General features: G+C 67.0%; 20 protein-coding genes and 1 riboswitch. Of the genes, 9 read left to right on the plus strand and 11 right to left on the minus strand.

What is annotated here, in order from left to right:
• Positions 1–6 precede the first annotated feature (6 nt).
• The 9 genes from AAHS21_RS11190 to AAHS21_RS11230 form a co-directional block, all read right to left on the minus strand.
• On the minus strand, positions 7–879 hold the full coding sequence (locus AAHS21_RS11190) for a haloalkane dehalogenase (protein WP_342927725.1): 873 nt from the start codon (positions 877–879) through the stop codon (positions 7–9).
• Between the two features lie 119 nt (positions 880–998).
• A complete protein-coding gene (locus AAHS21_RS11195; RefSeq protein ID WP_342927726.1) occupies positions 999–3086 on the minus strand; it encodes a substrate-binding domain-containing protein in 2088 nt (695 codons plus the stop codon).
• A gap of 53 nt (positions 3087–3139) precedes the next feature.
• On the minus strand, positions 3140–5338 hold the full coding sequence (locus AAHS21_RS11200; protein WP_342927727.1) for a malate synthase G: 2199 nt from the start codon (positions 5336–5338) through the stop codon (positions 3140–3142).
• 285 nt (positions 5339–5623) lie between these two features.
• Positions 5624–6664, minus strand: a complete 1041-nt coding sequence (locus AAHS21_RS11205; protein WP_342927728.1) for a hemolysin family protein — start codon at positions 6662–6664, stop codon at positions 5624–5626.
• Complete coding sequence (locus tag AAHS21_RS11210) at positions 6661–8031, minus strand: hemolysin family protein (protein ID WP_342927729.1); 1371 nt, start codon at positions 8029–8031, stop codon at positions 6661–6663. Before AAHS21_RS11210 ends, AAHS21_RS11205 begins: the two co-directional genes overlap by 4 nt.
• Before the next feature lie 118 nt (positions 8032–8149).
• Positions 8150–9586 carry a GuaB1 family IMP dehydrogenase-related protein gene (locus AAHS21_RS11215; RefSeq protein ID WP_342927730.1) on the minus strand — a complete coding sequence of 479 codons (1437 nt, stop codon included), beginning with the start codon at positions 9584–9586 and terminating at the stop codon, positions 8150–8152.
• Positions 9587–9612: 26 nt separating this feature from the next.
• A complete protein-coding gene (gene gndA, locus AAHS21_RS11220; protein ID WP_342927905.1) occupies positions 9613–11070 on the minus strand; it encodes an NADP-dependent phosphogluconate dehydrogenase in 1458 nt (485 codons plus the stop codon).
• A gap of 109 nt (positions 11071–11179) precedes the next feature.
• Positions 11180–12130 carry a M56 family metallopeptidase gene (locus AAHS21_RS11225; protein ID WP_342927731.1) on the minus strand — a complete coding sequence of 317 codons (951 nt, stop codon included), beginning with the start codon at positions 12128–12130 and terminating at the stop codon, positions 11180–11182.
• A gap of 38 nt (positions 12131–12168) precedes the next feature.
• On the minus strand, positions 12169–12561 hold the full coding sequence (locus AAHS21_RS11230) for a BlaI/MecI/CopY family transcriptional regulator (RefSeq protein ID WP_342927732.1): 393 nt from the start codon (positions 12559–12561) through the stop codon (positions 12169–12171).
• A 301-nt stretch (positions 12562–12862) separates the two neighbouring features.
• On the opposite strand from AAHS21_RS11230, the gene AAHS21_RS11235 reads away from it, so the two are divergent.
• The 7 genes from AAHS21_RS11235 (at position 12863) to AAHS21_RS11265 (ending at position 18006) form a co-directional block, all read left to right on the plus strand.
• Complete coding sequence (locus tag AAHS21_RS11235; RefSeq protein WP_342927733.1) at positions 12863–13285, plus strand: PaaI family thioesterase; 423 nt, start codon at positions 12863–12865, stop codon at positions 13283–13285.
• A 51-nt stretch (positions 13286–13336) separates the two neighbouring features.
• Positions 13337–13639 (plus strand): urease subunit gamma, encoded by a 303-nt coding sequence (locus AAHS21_RS11240; RefSeq protein ID WP_342927906.1) that lies wholly within the window; start codon positions 13337–13339, stop codon positions 13637–13639.
• On the plus strand, positions 13636–13947 hold the full coding sequence (locus AAHS21_RS11245; RefSeq protein ID WP_342927734.1) for an urease subunit beta: 312 nt from the start codon (positions 13636–13638) through the stop codon (positions 13945–13947). The genes AAHS21_RS11240 and AAHS21_RS11245 overlap by 4 nt, the downstream gene beginning before the upstream one ends.
• Positions 13947–15668 (plus strand): urease subunit alpha, encoded by a 1722-nt coding sequence (locus AAHS21_RS11250; RefSeq protein WP_342927735.1) that lies wholly within the window; start codon positions 13947–13949, stop codon positions 15666–15668. The genes AAHS21_RS11245 and AAHS21_RS11250 overlap by 1 nt, the downstream gene beginning before the upstream one ends.
• A gap of 5 nt (positions 15669–15673) precedes the next feature.
• Positions 15674–16309, plus strand: coding sequence for an urease accessory UreF family protein (locus AAHS21_RS11255; protein ID WP_342927736.1), 636 nt, complete (start codon positions 15674–15676; stop codon positions 16307–16309).
• Between the two features lie 162 nt (positions 16310–16471).
• Positions 16472–16534, minus strand: a riboswitch (guanidine-III (ykkC-III) riboswitch).
• A 172-nt stretch (positions 16535–16706) separates the two neighbouring features.
• Positions 16707–17375 carry an urease accessory protein UreG gene (ureG, locus tag AAHS21_RS11260; protein WP_342927737.1) on the plus strand — a complete coding sequence of 223 codons (669 nt, stop codon included), beginning with the start codon at positions 16707–16709 and terminating at the stop codon, positions 17373–17375.
• Positions 17365–18006, plus strand: coding sequence for an urease accessory protein UreD (locus AAHS21_RS11265; RefSeq protein ID WP_342927738.1), 642 nt, complete (start codon positions 17365–17367; stop codon positions 18004–18006). Before ureG ends, AAHS21_RS11265 begins: the two co-directional genes overlap by 11 nt.
• Here AAHS21_RS11265 and AAHS21_RS11270 read toward each other — a convergent pair.
• Together AAHS21_RS11270 and AAHS21_RS11275 are read right to left on the minus strand one after the other, a co-directional pair.
• Entirely contained in the window at positions 18003–19391 is a 1389-nt protein-coding gene (locus AAHS21_RS11270; RefSeq protein WP_342927739.1) for an NAD(P)/FAD-dependent oxidoreductase, read from the minus strand. The genes AAHS21_RS11265 and AAHS21_RS11270 overlap by 4 nt on opposite strands.
• Positions 19392–19684: 293 nt before the next feature.
• Positions 19685–20362 (minus strand): SDR family oxidoreductase, encoded by a 678-nt coding sequence (locus tag AAHS21_RS11275; RefSeq protein WP_342927740.1) that lies wholly within the window; start codon positions 20360–20362, stop codon positions 19685–19687.
• Between the two features lie 257 nt (positions 20363–20619).
• On the opposite strand from AAHS21_RS11275, the gene modA reads away from it, so the two are divergent.
• On the plus strand, positions 20620–21402 hold the full coding sequence (modA, locus tag AAHS21_RS11280; protein WP_342927741.1) for a molybdate ABC transporter substrate-binding protein: 783 nt from the start codon (positions 20620–20622) through the stop codon (positions 21400–21402).
• Positions 21403–21411: 9 nt separating this feature from the next.
• Complete coding sequence (locus AAHS21_RS11285; RefSeq protein WP_342927742.1) at positions 21412–22206, plus strand: ABC transporter permease; 795 nt, start codon at positions 21412–21414, stop codon at positions 22204–22206.
• The last annotated feature ends 3 nt before the right edge of the window (positions 22207–22209 follow it).

Here is a 22209-nt window from a genome sequence, read left to right on the forward strand (position 1 = left end):
CGCAGTTCAGCCGAAGCATTTGATAATTGCCGAGGCGATCTCGTCGGGCGCATCCTCCTGGATGAAGTGCTTGGCCGCGGGCAGCTCGACCAGCATGTGATCGGGGAACGTCGCCCGCATCCGCGGAATGGTCGGACCAGGCCGGAACGCGAAGTCTTTCATGCCCCACACCAGCAGGGTCGGCTTGGCGCCGAGCTTGGCCGGGACTTCGCGGCTCAGCCGTTCCAGTAGCGGCCGGGCTGCCAACAATTCCTTGGGCATCTCGGCCACCCCCAAGCGTGCGGCCGGGCTGGGCTGCACGCCGCGGTAGTGGTCCATCACCGCAGTTCCCGGCCGTTGTGCCGTGCCCGCGGGGATCAATCGCTCGACGAAGAAGTTTTGCTGCAGGATCGCTTTTTGCAGTGGTGCGCTCGACATCACACGCGAGAATATCTTGGTCGTCAGCACGTCGACCGGCCAGAACCAGGTGTTGCCCAGCACGACACCGCGCACCCGCTCGGCGCGCTGGACCGCGACCGCCATGCTGATCGGTCCGCCCCAGTCCTGACCCATCGTCACATAGCCGTCCAGTCCCAGATGATCCACGAACTCGCCGATCACCCGGGCATGCTGATCGACCGTGTACCCGAATCCGGCCGGGCGATCCGACAGCCCAAAACCGAGATAATCCGGTGCGATGCAACGGAATTGGCCGCGAAGAGCCGTGATGATGTCACGGTAAAGGAAACTCCACGTCGGGTTACCGTGGCACAGCAGCAGCGGCGGACCGGTTCCTTCGTCGACGTAGTGGATGCGGCCCCGCGAACTGTCGAACCAGCGCGACTCGAACGGATACAGCCGTGGATCCGGGGTGAAATCTGGTTTGAACTCCTGCTCCATGACCCTCCCTGCTCGATCGATGTTCACGATGGTAGGCCCGCTGCGATAGGCGCGGGGAGGGCGCTTGTCCACGCACTATCGGCGAATGCGGCCGCACGGCGGCCGTCGATCCGCGAGCATCAGCTCAGGAATGTGCCGATTGCGTTGGCCAGGTCCGGGGAGGCCGAGGTCGCCATGTTCTGATAGCTGCCACCGCTGAGCTGGGCGACCGCTTCCCAGGTGGCGCGGTCTGGGTCGGCGCCGAAGTCGATGACGTTGACGGCGATCGGCTTGGCCGGGTCAGCGCTGGTGCGGATGAAATTCTGCAGTCCCGGCCCGTCGAGGGACTGGTCGGTATGCGGTCCAGCTGTGATCAGCAGAATCGAATTCGATTGTCCAGCTCGGTAATTGGTCTGCATGTCTTGATAGAGCATGCGCAGCGTGGTGAATGACACCGCGCCGCCGGCCGAGGAGTACTGCTTGTCCAGCGCCGCCGCCAACGCCGCCGGGCGGGGCTGGCCGTTGACCGGGTCGGACAGCGGTCCCGTCGCCACCTCCGAGCGGCCCTCGTGGCCGTCGAACGTCCACAGCCCCAATATCGCGGTCGGCGGTAGTGCTTTGATCCGGTCCTGCAGCGCCGCGATCACGTTGGCTAGCCGGGTTTTTCCGCCTTCGTCGCCGGGCATCGACTGGTCCAGCATGATCGTCGCCGCCAGCCCGCTCGTCGGCGCGGCCATCGCATCGGCGAGCGTGGCGCGCATGGTGTCGTCGCCCACCGACAGGGTGGCGGGCAGTGCGGCGAAGCTCGTCACCGGACTGCTCGGCGGTTTCACGCCGTTCACCCGGAAGCCGGCCTTGGCCAGCTTCGCGAGTTGATCGGGCTTGCGCATGAAGTGGGCGAATTCGCTGGCCGCCGAGGTCTGCTCCTTCGACAACCACGAGCCGCTGAGCAGCACCGTGGGGTAGTCGGCGACCGGCGCCGGCCCCGGCGGCAGCCAGGAAGCCAAGGTGTTCTTGGCGTCCGACAGCGATTCGCCGCGCTGGAACAGCTGCTGCTCGGTGGTGATCACGGCATGCACCGGGGCGGTAGCCGGATCACCCTGCTTCAGCAGCGCGTTCATCGCCTCGGTGAGCGAGTTGTCGGCCAATTTGGGTTGGGCGCTCGTCAACGAGCGCACGGCGGCCGTGCCCTGGGTGGGCGGTGCGCCGGGCGGTGCCGACGCCGCCGCCACCGCTTCACCCGCCAAATAGGACGCGTCGCTGTTGCCGCTCGTCGGCAACGCCAGTCGCAACGATCCCCATGCCGGTAACTTCAATCCCGCCAACGCGTTTGGATTCGTCTGCAGGCCGGGCAGAGCAGCCCAGTTCTGGTTGGACAGCGCCTGCTGCAGTTCGGGCCGAACGGCGAGCAGTACCGGAGACGTCACCAGTGAGCGGCTGTCGCTGATCGTCTTCTGGCCAGCCGCCGTGGCCAGCCGGGCGGCCGACACCGAACTGCCCGGGATCCACAGCGCCGGTTGGGAACCCAAGTCCGCCGGCCACTTGCCGATGAAGCCGGCGATGACGGCGTCGGAGCCGGCCGGTTTGACCTCCACCACCATGCAGTGGTCACCGACCGGGCCGGCCGAGGAGTTGTAGCTTTCCGCGAACGGCCGTACCTGGTCGACGATCGACGGATCGACAACGACGGCAACGGTTTCCTTGCCTCCCACGCAGCGTGCAGCGGCATTGTGCGAGCGATGCGACAACGCGTCGCCGAAGAAACTCCACAGAATGACGGTGCCGACCACCACGATCACCGCGACCAGGGCCACGATCACGCCGATGCTGACTCCCCGTCGCCCGCCGGTGCTGCGGTGCCCGCCACGCCAATCGCCCAGAACGCGGCCCTGCTTCGGTTCCTCCGGCTCGGGACTGACTGGCCGAGAAGGGAACTCGGGGTATTCGTCGTCGACGCCATCGGCGGCGTAGTGGTCCTCGTCGGCGGGGAAATCCTCGTCGGCATGGTCGTCGTCTTCGTAGTTCTCGTCGTCCGCGAAGTGCGCCTCGGCGCCGTGCTGGTCCGGGTAGTCGTAGTCGTCCGGGTAGTCGTCCTCGCCGGAGTCGCGTGGGACCGGCTTGTCCCGTTCCTGTTGGTAGCGCGACACCAGGTCACGGGCGGTGAACTTGGTCGTGGACTCGTCGGAAGGCTCGTCGGCCGACTTCCCGGGCATGCTGTGCCTACCCATTGCGGCGACCGCTGCCTCTCCGTCGAATCGTCATCTGTCCCGGTGAGCCCGAATCAGGCACCGGCGCGGGCTTTGAGCTCACGCCGTCGCCGATGCAGGATCGGCTCGGTGTAGCCGCTGGGCTGTTGCGCACCGGACAGGATCAGTTCCTGGGCGGCCAAGAACGCGATGCTGTCGTCGAAGTTGGGCGCCATCGGGTGGTAGGCGGCGTCGCCAGCGTTCTGCTGATCGACCAGCGGGGCCATCCGCTCCAGGCTGGCGCGGACATCTTCGCTGGTGATGATGCCGTGGCGCAGCCAGTTCGCCAGCAGCTGGCTGGAGATCCGCAGTGTGGCGCGGTCCTCCATCAGGGCCACGTCGTGGATGTCGGGCACCTTCGAGCAGCCGACGCCCTCGTCGATCCAGCGCACCACGTAGCCCAGAATCGACTGGCAGTTGTTGTCGACTTCCTCACGGATCTCCTCGGGCGCCCAGGCCAGTTCCTTGGCCAGCGGGATGGTCAGCAGCTCGTCGATCGTCGTGCGCTTCTTGCCCTCGAGCTCCTTCTGCACGGCGAACACGTCCACCTGGTGGTAGTGCATCGCGTGCAGAGTGGCCGCCGTCGGCGAGGGCACCCACGCGGTGGTGGCGCCGGCCTTCGGCTGAGCGATCTTCTGTTCGACCATGTCGGCCATCAGCTCGGTCATCGCCCACATGCCCTTGCCGATCTGGGCCTTGCCGGAGAACCCGGCGGCCAACCCGATGTCGACGTTGGCGTCCTCGTAGGCCTTGATCCACGTGGTGTTCTTCATCGCACCCTTGCGGATCATCGGACCGGCCTCCATCGAGGTGTGGATCTCGTCGCCGGTGCGGTCCAGGAAGCCGGTGTTGATGAACACCACCCGGTCGGCGGCCGCTTTGATGCAGGCCTTGAGGTTCAGCGTGGTGCGCCGCTCCTCATCCATGATGCCGACCTTCATCGTGCCCTGCGGCAGGCCCAGCACGTCCTCGACACGGCTGAACAGCTCGCACGTGAACGCCGCCTCGGCGGGGCCGTGCATCTTCGGCTTGACGATGTAGATCGAACCGGTTCGGCTGTTGGTCAGCGGTCCGTTGGCGTCGCCGGTCTTGAGCCCGTGGATCGCGGTCAGACCGGTGAACAGCGCATCCATGATGCCCTCGAACACCTCTGTTTCTTCGCCGTTGGGCTCGGCTCTGACGATCGCGTCGTTGGTCATCAGGTGCCCGACGTTGCGGACGAACAGCAGGCTGCGCCCGGGCAGGGTCAGCTCGCCACCGTCCGGGGTGGCGTAGGTGCGGTCGGCGTTGAGCACGCGGGTGAAGGTCTTGCCGTCCTTGCGGACCTCTTCAGACAGGTCGCCCTTGTTCAAACCGAGCCAATTGCGGTAGCCCAGCACCTTGTCGTCAGCGTCGACGGCGGCCACCGAGTCCTCGAAGTCCATGATCGTGGTGATGGCCGATTCCAGGACCACGTCGTTGATGCCGGCCGCGTCGGTCTTACCGATCGGAGACTCGGGGTCGATCAGGATCTCGATGTGCAGCCCGTGGTTGACCAGCAGCACCGACCAATTGGGGGAGCCGAGCTCGCCGCTGTACCCGACGAATTTCTCCGGGTCGGCCAGCTCCGTGGACTGCGCACCCAGGGCGATCTTCAGCTGGCCGTCTTCGATGCTCAGCCCCGTCGCGTCCACCCACGAGCCCGACGCCAGCGGCGCCGCCTGGTCGAGGAAGTTGCGGGCGTAGGCGATCACCTTGTCGCCGCGAATGCTGTTGTAGCTGCTGCCCTTTTCAGCACCGTCGCTCTCCGGGATGACGTCGGTGCCATACAGGGCGTCATACAGGGAGCCCCAGCGGGCGTTGGCCGCGTTCAGCGCGAAACGCGCGTTGAGCACCGGCACCACCAGCTGCGGGCCGGCGGTCGTGGTGATCTCGTCGTCCACCCCGGACGTGGTGATCGTGAAGTCGTCGGGTTCGGGCTGCAGGTACCCGATGTCGGTGAGGAACTGGCGATAGGCCTCGGCGTCGAGCGGTTCGATGACGCGCTGCCGGTGCCACTTGTCGATCTGCGCCTGGAAGTCGTCGCGGGTGTTCAGCAAACTCTGGTTCTGCGGGGTGAGATCGGTGACCACCTTGTCGACGCCGGCCCAGAAGCTGTCGGGGTCGATGCCGGTGCCGGGCAGCGCCTCGTTGTTCACGAAGTCGTAGAGCACTCGGGCGACGCGCAGATTCCCCGCCGACACGCGGTCAGTCATTTTTCTCCTCCATAGTTGCCTCATTGGTCCCACTCGACTCCCGACTGGCCCCAACTAGCTACGCCGTCAGCCTACCGGCCGACGGCCCGAACGATCGCCGGCGCCCAACCCGCAATAGCAGGTCACGGTGCGGGTGGCGGGCTTTGCCGTGGGCTTCCCGACGGGCCCTGGGGAGCGCCTTCTGGCAACGCGTATTCCGCCGCCGCACCCTGCCCTCGCCCCTTCTTGGACTGGCGCCGTTCAATCATACGGGCTGGACGGGACCCCCTTTGGCGGGCGGCGGCTTCAGTGCGCCTCGCGCATGCTGCCGACCAGATCCTCCATCAGGTCCTCCATCGCCACCATGGCCACGACGCCGCGGCCGTCGGTCACCAGCGCCAGATGGCTGTTGGTGCGACGCATCCGCGACAGGGCATCGGCCAGCGGCAACGTGATGCTCACCCGCGGCAGCGGGCGCACCAACGAGAGGTCGATGACCGTCTGCGGGTCGTCGCCCAGTGGCAGCATGTCCTTGATGTGCAGGTACCCGATGAATCTGCCGTCGGCGGCCGCAACGGGGAAGCGGGAGTAGCCGGTCTGCGCCAGGGCACTTTCGACGTCGCCGACCGTCGGCCCCGACCCCGGCGCCGCGACCGGCACCGCCCGGACATCCTCGAGCGGGACGGCCACGTCACCGACCACGCGATTGCCGATCTGCAGCGCCCGGGTCAGCCGGGTGTGCTCTTCGGGGTCCAGCAGGCCTTCGGACACCGATTCGGCGATCATCGCGCTCAGCTCGGCGGGCGAGACCGTGATGTCGAGCTCGTCTTTGGGTTCCACGCGCAGCAGGTGCAGGATCGCGTTGGCGCATTTGTTGTAGAAGAAGATGAACGGTCGGGCGACGCGCACGTAAGCCAAGTAGGGCGGCACCAGCAGCATCGCAGTGCGCTCCGGGCCGGCCAGTGCGATGTTCTTCGGCACCATCTCGCCCAACAGCACGTGCAGTGTCACCACCAGTGCGAGCGCGATCACGAACGACAACGTGTGTCGCAACGCCAGGGGAATCCCGGTCAACCCGAAAGCCGAATGCAACAGGTTGGCGACCGCCGACTCACCGACACGGCCGAGCAGCAGCGAGGCCACCGTGACCCCCAACTGCGATCCGGCCAGCATCGAGGCCAATTGCTCACTGGCGCGGATCACGGTCACCGCCCGCTTCTTGCCCTGTTCGGCCAGCGCTTCCAGCCGGTCGCGCCGGGCCGAGATCAGCGAGAACTCCGCGCCGACGAAGAAGGCGTTGGTGGCGATCAGCAGGAGCGCCACCAGCACTCCGAGTGTGTCGTTCATCGCTGGCCCTGCTCGGCGTGTGTTTCGCCACGGCTGCTCAGTTCGGTCAACACGACCTGATCGATCCGGCGGCCATCCATCCGGATCACCGTCGCCTGCCAGCGGATTTCGCTGTCCAACAAGCCATCCCCGTCGAGCGCGGTCAGCTCGACGGTCTCGCCGACCACCGGGATGTGGCCGAGTTCGCGCAGCACCAGGCCGCCGATCGTCTCGTACGGACCCTCCGGAGCCCGGTAGCCGGTGGCGGCGGCCACCTCGTCGGTGCGCAGCAAACCCGAAACCTGCCAGCCGTCGCCCGCGGCCACGACATCCGGTGTGGCGTCGTCGTGCTCGTCGCGCACGTCGCCGACGATCTCTTCGATCAGATCCTCGACCGTCACAATCCCCGCGGTGCCGCCGTATTCGTCGACGACCATCGCGGTCTGCAACGGGTTGGCCCGGATCTCGGCCATCACCGCGTCACCGTCCAGGGTCGACGGCACCACCGGCACTGTCTGCACGAGCGTGGTCAGCAGCGTCGATGCGCGCTCGGCGCGCGGGACATTGAACACCTGCTTGACGTGCACGATGCCCACGGTTTCGTCGAGATCGCCGTCGACGATGGGGAAGCGGGAGAACCCGGATTCGGCCGCGGTGGCAATCAGGTCCCGGACGGTGTCGTCGGTCTGCAACGCCACGATCTTCGACCGCGGCGTCATCAGCTCCTCGGCGGTCCGGGCGCCGAACTGCAGCGACCGCCGGACCAGCGCGGCCGTGGCGGGATCCAGGGCCCCGGCGCGGGCCGAGCTGCGCACCAGCGAGAGCAACTCCTGCGGCGAGCGCGCCGATCGCAGTTCTTCGGCCGGCTCGATACCCATCTTGCGGACGATCCAGTTCGCCGCGCCGTTGGTCAGCCGGATCACCGGAGTGAACAGCAGCGAGAACATCAGCTGGAAACCGGCGACGGCGCGCCCGGTCGACAGCGGCCGCGCCACGGCCAGATACTTCGGGACCAGCTCGCCGAAAACCATCGACACCGAGGTCACGATCACCATCACCATGAACGCGGTGATGCCGTCGGCCAGCCGATCCGACACGCCGAGGGCGTCCAGCCAGGGGTGCGGCAGGTCGGCAACCATCGGATCGGTCAGATAACCGGTCACCAGGGTGGTGATCGAAATGCCGAGCTGGGCACCCGAGAGCTGGAAAGACAGCCGGTCCTGGGCGCGCTGAATGTAGCGGTCGCGCCGACCGCCCTTACGGGCGTTGGCATCGACGGTGGCGCGGTCCAGCGCCGTCAGCGAGAATTCGGCCGCCACGAAGACCGCGTTGCCGAAGATGAGCAGGGCGATGGCGAGCACGCTGACGAGGGTCACGGTGAGGTTCATGGCGGGCGGCTACCGCGATGGCTGCGGCACGTCATCCCTTTCGCTTGATGCCGCGCAGCGCGCTGCTGCGAGCGTGCAGATCTAGAAATTCACATGGTAGCGAAGACATCTGGCCCGATTACCACCCCAGCGGAAGCGGGTGGCCCTCGGCGAAGCCTGCGGCCGACTGAACCCCGACGACGGCTTGCTCGTGCAGCTCCGCCAGGTTCGTGGCACCGACATAGGTGCAGGTGCTGCGCAGGCCCGAGGTGATGTGGTCGATCAGATCCTCGACGCCGCCGCGGTCGGGGTCCAGGCTCATCCTCGACCGCGAAATGCCCTCCTCGAACAACGCCTTGCGGGCGCGGTCGAACGCGCTGTCCGCGGCGTTGCGCGCCACCACCGCCCGCTTGGACGCCATGCCGTAGCTCTCCTTGTACGGCTGGTCGTCGCGGTCGCGCATCAGGTCACCGGGCGACTCGTAGGTGCCGGCGAACCACGACCCGATCATGACGTTCGACGCCCCTGCGACCAGCGCCAGCGCGACATCACGCGGATGCCGTATCCCGCCGTCGGCCCACACATATCCACCGAGTTGCCTTGCAGCAGTGGCACATTCGAGGACGGCAGAGAACTGCGGGCGCCCGACACCGGTCATCATCCGGGTGGTGCACATCGCGCCGGGCCCGACGCCGACCTTGACGATGCTGGCTCCCGCGTTCAGCAGGTCACGGGTGCCTTCCGCGGACACCACGTTGCCGGCCGCCAGCGGCAGGCCCAGGTCCAGCGACGCCACGCATCTGATCGCGTCCAGCATTCGGTGCTGATGCCCGTGCGCGGTGTCGATGACGAGCATGTCGACGCCGGCTTCGGCCAGCGAACGGGCTTTGGCTCCCACGTCACCGCTGATGCCGACCGCCGCGCCGACGCGCAGCCGGCCCTCCGCGTCGGTATTGGGGGCGTAGAGACCGGCACGCACCGCGCCCGTGCGGGTCAGGATGCCGGCGAGCTTGCCGTCCGCGGCGGTGATGACAGCGACCTCGATGGGTGCGTGATCCAGCAGGTCGAAGATCTTGCGCGGCTCGGTGCCCAGCGGGGCGCTGACGAAGTCGGACACGGCCACGTCGCGCACCCGGGCGAAACGATCCACCCCGAAGCAGGACGCCTCGGTGACCAAGCCGATGGGGCGGCCCTCGAAGAGCACCACCGCGGCGCCGTGCGCCCGCTTGTGGATCAGCGCGAGCGCATCGGACACCGAATCGTCGGGGGACAGCACGACCGGGGTGTCGAGCACCAGGTCCCGGCTCTTCACGAACTCCACCGTCCGCTGAACCGCCGTGATCGGAAGATCCTGCGGCAGGATCACGACGCCCCCGCGCCGCGCGACCGTCTCGGCCATCCGCCGCCCGGCCACCGCCGTCATGTTGGCGACGACCACCGGGATCGTGGTGCCAGAACCGTCACTGCTGGACAGGTCGACATCGAACCGCGACGCGATATCGGACCGGTTCGGCACGATGAACACGTCGTTATAGGTCAAGTCGTAGCCGGGCCGGTCGCCGTTCAGATACTTCATCGCACTCGCCCCCTGGTAGATCCCCGCTACGCCGGCACTTCGCTGCGGTCGCCGCTCCACAGCGTGTGGAAGCGCTTGTCCGGGTCTTCGTCGATGCGCCCGTACGTGTGGGCGCCGAAGAAGTCACGCAGGCCCTGGGTCAGCGCGGCGGGCAGCCGCTCGGTGCGCAGAGCGTCGTAATACGACAGCGCCGAGGCGAACCCGGGGATCGGGATGCCCAGCTGCGTTGCGGTCACCACAACGCGGCGCCAGCTGTCGATTGATGCCTCGATGGCTTCGCGGAAGTACGGCGCGACGATCAGCGACGGCAAGTCGGCGTTCTCGTCGAAAGCCTCTTTGATGCGGTTGAGAAATTTAGCCCGGATGATGCAGCCGCCGCGCCAGATGGTGGCCATGTCGCCGGGGGTGATGTTCCAGTCGTACTCAATACTGCCGGCCTGGATCTGGTTGAAGCCCTGGGCGTAGGCGATGATCTTCGACGCGTACAGCGCGCAGCGCACATCCTCTGTGAATTGTGTTGCGTCGGTGGGCTTTTCGCCGAGATCACCGGAGGCCAGTCCGGTGGTGGCCTTGCGCTGGGCCACCGAACCCGACAGCGCCCTGGCGAAGACCGCCTCGGCGATGCCCGTGACCGGCACGCCGAGGTCAAGCGCGGACTTCACCGTCCAGCGGCCGGTGCCCTTCTGTTCGGCCTCGTCCAGGATCAGGTCCACCAGCGGCTTGCCGGTCTTGGCATCGGTCTGTTTGAGCACCTCGGCGGTGATCTCGATGAGATAGCTGTCCAGGTCGCCGGAGTTCCACTCGGCGAAGACGTCGGCGATCTCTGGTGCGGACTTGCCCAGTCCGTCGCGCAGCAGCTGGTAGGCCTCGCCGATCAGCTGCATGTCGGAGTACTCGATGCCGTTGTGCACCATCTTCACGAAGTGCCCAGCGCCGTCGGGGCCGATGTGAGTGCAGCACGGCACGCCGTCGACGTGCGCCGAGATCTCCTCGAGTAGCGGGCCCAGCGACTTGTACGATTCGGCCGGCCCGCCGGGCATGATCGACGGCCCATTGAGCGCACCTTCTTCACCGCCGGAGATGCCGGCGCCGACGAAGTGCAGCCCGCGTTCGCGGATCGCCTTCTCCCGGCGGATGGTGTCGGTGTAGAGGGCATTGCCGCCGTCGATGATGATGTCGCCTTCTTCCATGGCGTCGGCGAGCTCGTTGATCACGGCGTCGGTGGGGTCGCCCGCCTTGACCATGATGATCACCCGACGCGGCTTCTCGAGCGCGTCCAGGAACTCTTCGATGGTCTCCGAGCGCACGAACTTGCCCTCGTCGCCGTGCTCGGCGAGCAGTGCGTCGGTCTTGGCGATCGATCGGTTGTGCAGCGCCACGGTGTAGCCGTGGTGGGCGAAGTTGCGGGCGAGATTCGAGCCCATGACTGCCAGCCCGGTGACGCCGATCTGCGCGGTACCAGTCTTCGAATCCTTGGAGTCCAAGGCACTCATGTCTTCGCCTCTCAGGTTGGAGAACTTTTGCTACACGGTTTCCGTCACACTGTGGCACAGCGGAGTTCCGGTCCGCCAAAGGGATTCGCTGTGGGCTGCGCTAGAGGTTGAACAGTCGCTTGAGCTCGGTGAGCCAGGGCACCGCGAGTGCGATGGTGGGCACCACCAGAACGGCCGCCGCGGCCAGGTACGCGGCCGCCGAAAGCATCACGCTGTTGCCCCGCCCGGACAACCGGCGGACCCGCACCACGGTGCTGGGACCACCCGCGGCCAGCGCTCCCGAGGGCGCCCGCCCGGCCGCGCAGGCGACCAGTGCCCGGGCCAGGGGAGTTCGCCCGGCCGCACGCACCGCGGCGTCGTCGGCGAGCAGCTCGACCAGCAACTGCACCGCGCCCAGTGCATTGGAACTGCGGACCAGCCGAGGGAACGCGGCATGCACCGCGGTGAACGCTTCCAGCACCAGGTCGTGCCGGGCACGCAGATGCGCCCGCTCGTGGGTGAGGATGGCCGAGACTTCGTCGTTGTTGAGCTTGGTGAGCGTTCCTTCACTGACGACGACCCGGCTGCGGACCCCGGGTAAGCAGTAGGCCAGCGGTTCGTCCACCTCGAGCACGCGCAGGTCGCGGGTGCGTGCGCAGGGTTGGGAAAGGGCCGCGTCGTGCCCGACCCCCACGAGGTCGACCAGCATCCGGTGGTGAGCCCGCCGGCGCCGGTTGGCGATCGCGACCCGCAGGACGGCCACCACCAGGCGCACACCGACCAGCACGGTCAGCGCGAAGGCGGCGATGTAGGCCGTCCACAGGGGCCAACCGAGCCGCCCCGCGGCGCCGACGACGCTGGCCGTGGGGCGGCCGTCGGGGCCAGGCATGAGGATGCGGGTGGCAATCGCGATGCCGGCGCTGAACGTGGAGAGCACGGCGGCCACGGCGATGGCTTGCCACAGCACCATCGCCGCACGCGGGGCACGCAGTGGCCAGGACGCGCGCGCTAACAGGGCTGGCGTTGGGCCAATCAGCAGCACCGCGAGGAAGGTGAAGGCCATCGCGGACACATCACTAGTGTCCCTCAGGCCGCCGGTCTAGCGCCAGCTCATGGCGTATTGCGTTGATTTGCTTCCAGGTCGGCAAGGGCGCGGCGCAGCGCTTCGGCCTCATCAGCGCCGACGCGCTCGACAAAATGCACCAGCGCGGCCTGCCTGCCGCCCGGGTCTTCGGCCTGCGACAGGGCATCCACCATCAGCCCGGCGACCAGTTCGTCGCGGCCGTGCACGGGTGCGTAGCGGTGCGCCCGGTCATCGCGGATCTGGGATACCAGGTTCTTCTTGGCCAGCCGCTGCAGCACGGTCATCACCGTGGTGTAGGCAAGGTCGCGGCGCGCCGACAGGGCTTCGTGCACCTGACGGACCGTCTGCGGTTCGGGCGTGGACCACAGGTGGTCCATCACTGCGCGTTCCAGGTCCCCTAGCCGTGTCAGCTTGGCCATAGTTCGTTCATCTCCATCAGCGTTGAAACAAGCGTACTCCGGCTTACTACCGGCGGTCGTAAAGACGGCCGGGCTATTCGTTATCCGACCACGGCTACACGTGGACCCGGCCGGCATAGTTCACAGCCTACCCTTGCAAAGTTAGGGCAGCCTTGCCTATACTCAAGGAGGTCGAGCGCAACAGACCGCCGGAGTGTCCTGAGGGCTGCAGTGACCCCCGGTCTACTCGATCGGCGAGCCCCGTGCCTTTGCGCACGGGGCTCGCCTGTTCTTTGCCGCCGCATGGTGTAGACAACAGAGGGTGTCAACGTCGTCAGAAGCAGTGATCCCGCCGGACTTCACCGCGCCATTCGATACCGAGCTAGGCCTGCGATTCACCGAGGTAAGCCCCGACGGAGCTCGCGCCCAGCTCGAGGTCACACCCAAGCTGCTACAGCCGATGGGCCTGGTACACGGCGGTGTGTACTGCGCGATGGTGGAGAGCATGGCCAGCGTGTCCGCCTACACCTGGCTGTCCACCCAGGGCGGCGGCGAAGTTGTCGGTGTGAACAACAACACAGACTTCCTGCGTTCGATCGGCTCGGGAACCGTCTACGGCGTCACCGAGCCGATTCACCGGGGCCGGCGCCAGCAGCTGTGGCTGGTCACCATCACCGACGACAAGGACAAGGTCATCGCGCGCGGACAGGTGCGGCTGCAGAATCTCGAGCCCCGCGAAGGCTGAGCGGGCGGCGTCGCAGGCCTCCATCAGCGGAGCATGGCAGGATCCCAGACCATGCGCCTGACGCCGCACGAGCAGGAGCTGCTCCTGCTGTCCTATGCCGCCGAATTGGCCCACCGACGCCGCGCCCGCGGCCTGCGCCTCAATCATCCCGAAGCGGTCGCGGTCATCACCGACCACATTCTGGAGGGCGCGCGCGACGGGCGCACCGTCACCGAGCTGATGACCAGCGGGTGCGAGGTGCTCAGTCGCGACGACGTGATGGAGGGGGTACCCGAGATGCTCGACGACGTGCAGGTGGAAGCGACCTTCCCGGACGGCACCAAGCTGGTCACCGTCCACCGCCCGATCCTATGATTCCGGGCGAAATCCTCTACGGCAGCGGCGATATCGAGATCAACGCCGGCGCGCAGCGGATCGAGATGCAGATCGTCAATACCGGTGATCGTCCGGTGCAGGTGGGCAGTCACGTCCATCTGCCGCAGGCCAACTCGGCGCTGTGGTTCGACCGCGCGGCCGCCCGCGGCTATCGCCTGGACATCCCGGCGGCCACCGCGGTCCGGTTCGAACCCGGGGTCGCCAAGACCGTCGGTCTGGTCGCGCTGCGCGGAAGCCGCGAGGTGCACGGCCTGACGTTGAATCCGCCTGGACGACTGGACATCTGATGACATACCTGTCGAGGGAGCATTACGCCCAGCTGTACGGCCCCACCACCGGCGATCGGATCAGACTGGCCGACACCGACCTACTGGTGGAGATCACCGAAGACCGCAGTGGGGGGCCCGGACTGGCCGGCGACGAGGCGGTCTTCGGCGGCGGCAAGGTCTTGCGGGAGTCGATGGGCCAAGGTCGGGCCACCCGCGCCGAGGGCGCACCCGACACCGTGATCACCGGCGCGGTAATCATCGACTACTGGGGAATCATCAAGGCCGACATCGGTATTCGTGACGGCCGCATTGTCGCGATCGGCAAGGCCGGTAACCCCGACACCATGACGGGCGTGCATCCGGAGCTGGTGGTGGGTCCATCCACCGAGGTCATTGCCGGCAACGGCCGCATCCTCACCGCCGGCGCCGTCGACTGTCATGTGCACCTGATCTGCCCGCAGCTGATGCCCGAAGCGCTGGGGTCGGGGATCACGACCATTCTCGGCGGCGGCACGGGTCCGGCCGAGGGCAGCAAGGCGACGACGGTGACCCCCGGATCCTGGCACCTGGCCCGAATGCTCGAGGCGCTGGACGGCTGGCCGGTGAACTTCGCGCTGCTGGGCAAGGGGAACACCGTCAGCGGCGAGGCGCTGTGGGAACAATTGCGTGGCGGCGCTTCGGGTTTCAAGCTGCACGAGGATTGGGGATCCACCCCGGCGGCCATCGACGCCTGCCTCACCGTGGCCGCCGCCGCAGGGGTCCAGGTGGCGTTGCACACTGACACGCTGAACGAGACGGGCTTTGTCGAAGACACCCTGGCCGCGATCGCCGGCCGCTCCATCCACACGTATCACACCGAGGGCGCCGGCGGCGGCCACGCGCCCGACATCATCCGGGTGGCCGGCCAGCCGAATGTGCTGCCCAGTTCCACCAACCCGACCCGCCCGCATTCGCTGAACACCCTCGACGAGCATCTGGACATGTTGATGGTCTGCCATCACCTCAATCCTCAGGTTCCCGAGGATCTGGCCTTCGCGGAGAGCCGGATTCGGCCGTCGACCATGGCGGCCGAAGACCTGTTGCACGATATCGGTGCGATCTCGATGATCGGCAGTGATTCGCAGGCGATGGGCCGCATCGGGGAAGTGGTGCTGCGTACCTGGCAGACGGCGCACGTGATGAAGCGCCGGCGTGGGGCACTGCCCGGCGACGGCGCCGCGGACAACCTGCGAGTACGGCGCTACGTCGCGAAATACACCATCTGCCCGGCCGTCGCGCACGGGTTCGACGGCGAGATCGGCTCGGTGGAAGTAGGAAAGCTGGCCGATCTGGTGCTGTGGGATCCGGAGTTCTTCGGGGTCCGCCCCCACGCGGTGCTCAAGGGCGGCATGATCGCCTGGGCGGCGATGGGTGATGCCAACGCGTCCATCCCGACCCCGCAGCCGGTGCTGCCGCGGCCGATGTTCGGCGCCGCGCCCGCGGCGTCCGCGGCCACGTCGGTGCATTTCGTTGCGCCGCAGGCGATCGAGGCGAGCCTGGCCGAGAAGCTGGCCGTCAAACGGCGATTGGTCCCGGTGCGCGATACCAGCGCGCTCGGCAAAGCCTCGCTGCCGCTCAACGACGCGCTGCCGAACATCGAAGTGGACCCGGACACCTTCACCGTGCGCATCGACGGCGAGGTCTGGCACGAAGAGCCGCCGGCCGAACTGCCGATGGCACAACGCTATTTCCTGTTCTGAGTCACATGTCCGCATTGGCGACGCTGCTCACCCTGGCCGATTCGCGACTGCCGGCCGGGGCTCACGTGCATTCCGGCGGCGCGGAAGAAGCTGTCACCGGCGGCCTGGTAGTCGACCTGGACACGCTGGAAGCGTTCTTGCAGCGGCGGATCCGCAGCCACGGATTGGTCACGGCGTCGATCGCCGCGGCGGTTCATCGCGGCGAGCTTGACGCCGATCGAGCCGATCAGGAGACCGACGCCCGCACCCCGGCACCGGCGGCCCGGCGAGCCTCACGCGGCCAGGGCCGCGGGTTGGCGAGGCTGGCGCGACGGGTCTGGCCCGATGTCTGCTGGGACGATCTCGGCCCGCGACCGCACCTCGCCGTCGCCGCGGGACGGGTCGGCGCGGTCAGCGGCCTGAATCCCGAGCACACCGCGCTGGCGATCGTCTACACCACGATGACGGGCTCGGCGACCGCGGCCCAGCGGCTGCTGGCGCTGGACCCGGCCGACGTGGCGGCGCTGACGTTTCGGCTGGCGCCGGTGTGCGAGCGCACCGCCGACGAGGCGGCCGCGGGGCTGGCCGATCTGTCGGACCCGCTGCTCGATACCCTGGCCCAGCGCCACGCCGAACGCGAGCGGCCGCTGTTCGTGTCGTGAAAGATGCTGCTGTGCTTATGCTTTCGGGATGGCGTCGGCGTGTGGCGCGTCGCTCTTGGTGTGGGCTCGCGTCACCGCGAGGTACAAGACGCCCAGGCCGATGATCGTCACCGACATCAGCAGAACGATGTAGTCGTCGTACCAGGGCTGATGGGCATCCCGCGGTCACCGTCTTTTCGCTCTCCGGGTACGGCGAACTCGTCCGGGCGGCCGTCTCGGCGCGCCACGGTTTAAGGTACAGGCTCGGCCTTGGACTTCAAGTTCGTCGCAGCCCTCAGCGGCTGTGACTTTCCTGGGAATGGCCTCGACTGGCGAATCCCCACCTCGCCGACTCGGCCATCTTTCGGTCGATACGCTGGCCTAAACCACGCCGAGCGCGAGCCCTGAAAGACACGACATGCCACCACATTCCCACAGTCATTCGCACACCGAGCGCCCGAAACGCGTCAGGCAGTCGGGGGAGCCGCTGCGCATCGGAGTCGGCGGTCCGGTCGGCTCCGGGAAGACCGCGCTCGTCGCCGCGCTGTGCCGGCAACTGCGTGACGAGCTGTCGCTGGCGGTGCTGACCAACGACATCTACACCACCGAGGACGCCGACTTCCTCCGTAAGCACGCGGTGCTGCCGAACGACCGGATCGCGGCCGTGCAGACGGGCGGCTGCCCGCACACGGCGATTCGCGACGACATCACCGCGAACCTCGACGCGATCGACGATCTGATCGGCGCGCACGATGCGTTGGACCTGATCCTGGTCGAATCCGGCGGCGACAACTTGACGGCGACGTTTTCGTCGGGCTTGGTCGACGTCCAGATCTTCGTGATCGACGTGGCCGGCGGCGACAAGGTGCCACGCAAGGGCGGTCCGGGGGTGTCCTACTCGGATCTGTTGGTAGTCAACAAGATTGATCTTGCACCGCTGGTTGGTGCCGACCTGGACGTGATGGCCCGCGATGCCCACGCAGTGCGCGACGGCCGCCCGACGGTGCTGCAGTCACTGACCAAGGACCCCGCCGCCACCGAGGTGCTGGCCTGGGTGCATGCTCAGCTGGGCGCCAATGCACTCTGAGGTTGTGCTGGTCGCCTCGCGTGACCGCTGGCCGCGCATCCAGTGGGGCGGTGGCATTCAAGCCCGCTGCACGGCGCCCGACACCGTGCACCTGGTATCGGCGGCAGCCACCCCGTTGGGCGGTGACACCATCAGCATCCGGGTCGTCGTCGAAACCGGCGCGGTCTTGAAGCTGCGCAGCGCCGCGGCCACCGTGGCGCTACCCGGGCCTAAAACGCCTACCTCGCAAAGCGATTGGAGTATCGAGGTGAGCGGCAGCCTCGACGTCGATCTGGAGCCGACCGTCGTGGCCGCCGATGCGCGGCACATCTCGACGGTGGCGCTGATCCTGCGCGACGACGGCCGCGTCCGCTTTCGCGAGCGAGTGCAGATCGGTAGATGCAACGAGCGCGAAGGCTTCTGGTCGGGATCGCTGCGCGCCGACCGGCACGATCGCCCCCTGCTGCGGCACCGGGTGGATTTGGGCGCCGGGTCGGTGGCCGACGACAGCATCGCTGCCCCACGCGCGACAGTCAGCGAATTATGTTACCCGGCAGCAGAATTCACTGAGATGCCCAGCGTCGCCACGGTGCTGGAGTTGGCAGGTGGCGGGACGCTCAGCACGTGGCAGGCCGACCGGCTGGTCGGCTAACTCGCCTTTCTGGCAGCGGCAGGTCGCTTCGCTTCCGCGGCCAGCACCGCAAGCTGTTCGATGCGGGTGCGCGCGAACGCCTGCTGCTCGGTGATGGTCAGCTGCCCACGCTGGGTGCTGAGGAAGGTCACAGTCCAGGACAGCAGGGTGCTGACCTTGGTCTTGAACCCGACCAGATACACCAGGTGCAGCACCAGCCACATCAGCCAGGCGATGAAACCGCTGAACTCCAGCGGCCCGACCTTGGCCACCGCCGAAAACCTCGACACCGTGGCCATCGAGCCCTTGTCGAAGTACTGGAAGGGCGCTCGCTGCGCGGGGTCGGCGCCCGCGAGTTCGGCTTTGATCGTGCTGGCGACGTACTTGGCACCCTGGATCGCGCCCTGCGCGACTCCCGGCACTCCCTCGACCGCGGCCATGTCGCCGATGACGAAGACGTTGGGATATCCGGGCACGGAAAGATCGGGCAGCACCTTGACTCGTCCCGCACGGTCGAGTTCGGCGGCCGACTGGTCTGCGAGGTCACTGCCCAAACCGCTGGCCTGGACACCCGCGGACCAGACCTTGCAGGCGGACTCGATACGTCGGATGGTGCCGTCGGAATCTTTGACGGTGATGCCGTTGCGGTCGACGTCGGTCACCATCGCCCCCAACTGGATCTCGACGCCCATCTTCTCCAGCCGTGCACGCGCCCGAGTGCCCAGCTTCTCGCCGAACGGCGGCAGCACCGCGGGCGCGGCGTCGAGCAGAATCACCCGCGCCCGGGTGGAATCGATGTGCCGGAACGAACCTTTCAGGGTGTGGGTTGCCAATTCCGCGATCTGCCCGGCCATTTCGACGCCGGTGGGCCCGGCCCCGATGACGGTGAACGTCAAGAGTTTGGCTCGTCGTTCCGGATCGCGAGACCGCTCGGCCTGCTCGAAGGCGCTCAGGATTCGGCCCCGCACCTCGAGTGCGTCATCGATCGACTTCATGCCGGGGGCGAACTCCGCGAACTGGTCGTTGCCGAAGTAGGACTGGCCGGCGCCGGCGGCGACGATCAGGCTGTCATAAGGAGTTTCGTACGTGTGACCCAGCAAGTCCGAGACGACGAACTTGCCGGCGAGATCGATGTGCGTGACGTCGCCGAGCAGCACCTGGACATTGCGCTGCCGCCGCAGCACGACTCTGGTGGGCGGGGCGATGTCGCCTTCGGACACGATGCCGGTGGCCACCTGATAGAGCAACGGCTGGAACAGGTGGTGAGTGGTGCGGGCGATCAATTTGATGTCGACGTCGGCATGCTTGAGTTTCTTTGCCGCATTGAGTCCGCCGAAACCCGATCCGATGATGACGACCTGATGGCGTCGCTTCGGATCAGCTGTGCCTTCTTGCTGGGGGCTCATTGCTTTGAATGCTCCTGGTGGGGCTTCGTGGGATGCGGTCTCAGTTAGCTACAACGCTAGTCATCCGGCCGCCCCAAAACCCAGATAGTAAGCCTGTGCAATCAACCACACCGATCCATTGCCGCTGGTCGCGCCAACGTGATTCGCGTCATGTCCGGCACCGAATGCGACGCCCGTTACATGTCGAACAACAGCCGTAGACCTTGCTCTTGATCTGTTCGGCAATGGTTTCCGCTTGGCGTATCACCAAACATCTTGGCACACAGGGGATTTGGACCCCGTTTGAATACTGCCTAGGCGAAACGCGCGAGGGCGCCGTGGCTGACGTGCAGGGTCTGGCCGGTGATGTGGCGGGCCGCCGGGGTGGTCAGGAACAACGCCAACCGTGCGACCTCGTCGGCGACGGAAGGCGATGTGCGCGAGAGCCCTTCGTAACCGGCTTGGGCGCTGCGTCCGCTCGCCACGGCGTTCACCGTGATCCCGCGAGTGCCGAAAATGCCGGCCTGTCCGGCGATCCAGCTCGACAGCGTGGCTTTGATCGCGGCGTCGACACTGGCCGCGGGCGGGTTTTCCGGCACGACGCTGATGATGGAGCCACCGGAGCGCAGGTGATCGCCAACCGCCTGCACCGTCAGCACCGCCGACAGCACGGTCGCCTCGAGCGAACTGCGCCATACGGCGGCGGTGTCGGACAGCGAATATGTGCGTGGGTCGCCATCGCTCCAGCCGCTATCGGGCACGTTGACGATGGTGTCCAAATGGTGGGGGAACAACCCACGAGCCTCTTCGAGGCTGGCCGCGTCGGTGGTGTCGCAGACGATCGCGTCGACGTCGAGCTCTTTGGCGGCGACCTCGAGGTCGCCGCGCCGTGCACCCACGAGGGTCACCTTGTGACCGCCATCGCGAAATCCCTCGGCTACTGTCCGCCCCAGATCCGTGTCGCCGCCGGTGACCAGCACCTCCACAGCCATCCTCCTCGTGTTCAACGTTGAACCCCAGACCCTGGCCTTCACCAGCGTTAACGCTCTGCTCGGCGATGTGATCGTGATTCCGATGGTGTCACGCCACAGGACCGATGCCTGGGATCTCAGCGCGTATGGCGTCAATCTACGCCGAATGTTACTGGACAGTAGTTCTAAGGGGAAACTAAGGACGCCACGACGCGCGGACAATTTTCGATAACTCTTTGGTCGGCACTGCTCCCTCTGCCGCAAGCTAGGGTCTGACCATGCGTCGGATCGCGGTGCTGTCCTGGTCGGTATGCACGATCCTCGTCGCGGGCCTGGTCGCCTGTAGCTCGAAACCGTCCTCGTCACCCGGTCAGTCGCCGTCGCCGCCCGCTTCGATCGTGGTGTTCGCCGCGGCATCGCTCAAGCCGGCGTTCACCCAGTTCGGTCAGCAGTTCAAGGCCGACAATCCCGGTAGCGGCGTCGAATTCGAATTCGCCGGCTCCTCCGAACTCGCCACCCAACTGACGCAGGGTGCGAGCGCCGACGTGTTCGCGTCGGCGGACACCGCGCAGATGGACACCGTCGTCAAGGCCGGGCTGCTCGCCGGGAACCCGACGAATTTTGCCGCCAACACGCTGGTCATCGTCACCGCGCCGGGCAATCCGCGCAACATCGGCTCCTTCGCCGATCTGGCCAAGCCGGGCGTCAACGTGGTGATCTGCCAGAAGCCGGTGCCATGCGGGGCGGCGACCCAGCGCATCGAAGACAGCACCGGGGTGCATCTCAGCCCGGTCAGCGAGGAAACCAGCGTGACCGACGTACTCAACAAGGTGACCACCGGGCAGGCCGACGCCGCGCTGGTCTACGTCACGGATGCGAAGAACGCGAAAGACAAAGTGGCGACGGTCAACTTTCCCGAAGCCGCGGGTGCGATCAACGTCTACCCCATCGGGGTGTTGAAGAAGGCGTCGCAACCGGCGACCGCGCGCAAGTTCGTGACGCTGGTGACCTCTGACGCCGGCCAGAAAATCCTGGCTCAATACGGCTTCGCGAAACCCTGACCCGCAACCGTGCGCCGGCCCACGAACCTGCCCCGCTGGGTGTATGTGCCTGCCGCCGTCGGAGCCGCCTTCGTGGTGTTGCCGCTGCTGGCGATCGCGGTCAAGGTCGACTGGCCGAATTTCTGGTCGCTGATCACCAGCGCGTCGTCAAAGACGGCGCTGCTGCTCAGCCTCAAGACCGCGGCCGCAAGCACCGTCCTGTGCGTGCTGCTGGGCGTGCCGATGGCACTGGTGCTGGCCCGCAGTACGGCCCTGCTGGTCCGGTTGCTGCGGCCCCTGATCCTGTTGCCGCTGGTGCTGCCACCGGTGGTGGGAGGTATCGCGTTGCTCTACGCGTTCGGCCGGCTCGGGCTGCTCGGGCAGTACCTGGAAGCCGCGGGCTTGAGCATCGCCTTCAGCACCACCGCCGTGGTGCTGGCGCAGACCTTTGTCTCGTTGCCGTTTATGGTGATTTCCCTCGAGGGCGCGGCCCGCACGGCGGGCGCCAACTATGAGGTGGTCGCGGCCACGCTCGGGGCACGCCCCAGCACGGTGTGGTGGCGGGTCACCCTGCCGCTGCTGCTGCCCGGACTGACGTCCGGCGCGGTGCTCGCGTTCGCCCGCTCGCTGGGCGAGTTCGGCGCGACGCTGACTTTCGCGGGTTCGCGCCAAGGGGTTACCCGCACCCTGCCGCTGGAGATCTATCTGCAACGGGTGACCGACGCGAATGCGGCCGTGGCACTGTCGATTCTGCTCGTCGCGGTGGCCGCGCTGGTGGTGCTCGGCCTGGGCGCTCGTCGACTGACCGGAACGGAGGCTGGGTAGCCG

The organism is Mycobacterium sp. 050272, assembly GCF_039023525.1.
In the GTDB taxonomy this organism is placed as follows: domain Bacteria; phylum Actinomycetota; class Actinomycetes; order Mycobacteriales; family Mycobacteriaceae; genus Mycobacterium.

What these genes read in the sequence shown, in the direction of transcription:
- AAHS21_RS11230 (WP_342927732.1), bottom strand. Translation starts at nt 12,561, where the DNA reads ATGGCCAAGCTGACACGGCTAGGGGACCTGGAACGCGCAGTGATGGAC.
- AAHS21_RS11245 (WP_342927734.1), top strand. Translation starts at nt 13,636, where the DNA reads ATGATTCCGGGCGAAATCCTCTACGGCAGCGGCGATATCGAGATCAAC.
- modA (WP_342927741.1), top strand. Translation starts at nt 20,620, where the DNA reads ATGCGTCGGATCGCGGTGCTGTCCTGGTCGGTATGCACGATCCTCGTC.
- AAHS21_RS11200 (WP_342927727.1), bottom strand. Translation starts at nt 5,338, where the DNA reads ATGACTGACCGCGTGTCGGCGGGGAATCTGCGCGTCGCCCGAGTGCTC.
- AAHS21_RS11270 (WP_342927739.1), bottom strand. Translation starts at nt 19,391, where the DNA reads ATGAGCCCCCAGCAAGAAGGCACAGCTGATCCGAAGCGACGCCATCAG.
- AAHS21_RS11215 (WP_342927730.1), bottom strand. Translation starts at nt 9,586, where the DNA reads ATGAAGTATCTGAACGGCGACCGGCCCGGCTACGACTTGACCTATAAC.
- AAHS21_RS11205 (WP_342927728.1), bottom strand. Translation starts at nt 6,664, where the DNA reads ATGAACGACACACTCGGAGTGCTGGTGGCGCTCCTGCTGATCGCCACC.
- AAHS21_RS11255 (WP_342927736.1), top strand. Translation starts at nt 15,674, where the DNA reads ATGTCCGCATTGGCGACGCTGCTCACCCTGGCCGATTCGCGACTGCCG.
- AAHS21_RS11210 (WP_342927729.1), bottom strand. Translation starts at nt 8,031, where the DNA reads ATGAACCTCACCGTGACCCTCGTCAGCGTGCTCGCCATCGCCCTGCTC.
- AAHS21_RS11195 (WP_342927726.1), bottom strand. Translation starts at nt 3,086, where the DNA reads ATGGGTAGGCACAGCATGCCCGGGAAGTCGGCCGACGAGCCTTCCGAC.
- AAHS21_RS11275 (WP_342927740.1), bottom strand. Translation starts at nt 20,362, where the DNA reads ATGGCTGTGGAGGTGCTGGTCACCGGCGGCGACACGGATCTGGGGCGG.
- AAHS21_RS11250 (WP_342927735.1), top strand. Translation starts at nt 13,947, where the DNA reads ATGACATACCTGTCGAGGGAGCATTACGCCCAGCTGTACGGCCCCACC.
- AAHS21_RS11240 (WP_342927906.1), top strand. Translation starts at nt 13,337, where the DNA reads ATGCGCCTGACGCCGCACGAGCAGGAGCTGCTCCTGCTGTCCTATGCC.
- AAHS21_RS11265 (WP_342927738.1), top strand. Translation starts at nt 17,365, where the DNA reads ATGCACTCTGAGGTTGTGCTGGTCGCCTCGCGTGACCGCTGGCCGCGC.
- ureG (WP_342927737.1), top strand. Translation starts at nt 16,707, where the DNA reads ATGCCACCACATTCCCACAGTCATTCGCACACCGAGCGCCCGAAACGC.
- AAHS21_RS11190 (WP_342927725.1), bottom strand. Translation starts at nt 879, where the DNA reads ATGGAGCAGGAGTTCAAACCAGATTTCACCCCGGATCCACGGCTGTAT.